The following is a 450-nucleotide window of genomic DNA, read 5'->3' as shown; positions in this document are numbered from 1 at the left end:
GGCCAGCTGGTCGCCGATGGCGGACTGCACGAGCCGGCGCAGCGGCCGGGCGCCGTAGACCGGGTCGAACCCGTTCATCGCCAGCCACTCGCGGGCGGCGTCGGACACCTGCAGGCCCAGTCGGCGCGCCGCCAGGCGGCGGGCGAGGACGGCGACCTGGATGTCGACGATGCCGGTGAGCTCGTCGGTCCCCAGCGGCCGGAACACCACCACGTCGTCGAGGCGGTTGAGGAACTCGGGCTTGAAGTGCGCCCGCACCACCTCGTCGACGGCCCGGCGCTTGGCGTCGGCGGGGATCGACTGGTCGGCGATGACCTGCGAGCCCAGGTTCGACGTCAGCACCAGGATGGTGTTGCGGAAGTCGACCGTGCGGCCCTGGCCGTCGGTGAGCCGGCCGTCGTCGAGCACCTGCAGCAGCACGTCGAAGACGTCGGGGTGGGCCTTCTCGAC

The 450-nt window shown here is 72.4% G+C and carries 1 protein-coding gene; it reads right to left on the bottom strand.

Translation table 11 applies throughout. The annotated features are described in order from the left end of the window. Nucleotides 1-450 (bottom strand): AAA family ATPase (locus tag RM609_RS34265; protein ID WP_311616594.1); only part of this gene is annotated, 450 nt, incomplete at both ends.

The sequence above is a fragment of the Streptomyces hesseae genome, assembly GCF_031845785.1.
GTDB classification, from domain to species: Bacteria; Actinomycetota; Actinomycetes; order Streptomycetales; family Streptomycetaceae; genus Streptomyces; species Streptomyces hesseae.
Note: the sequence above shows the minus strand (reverse complement) of the source record. Positions and strands in the feature narration are given on the sequence as shown.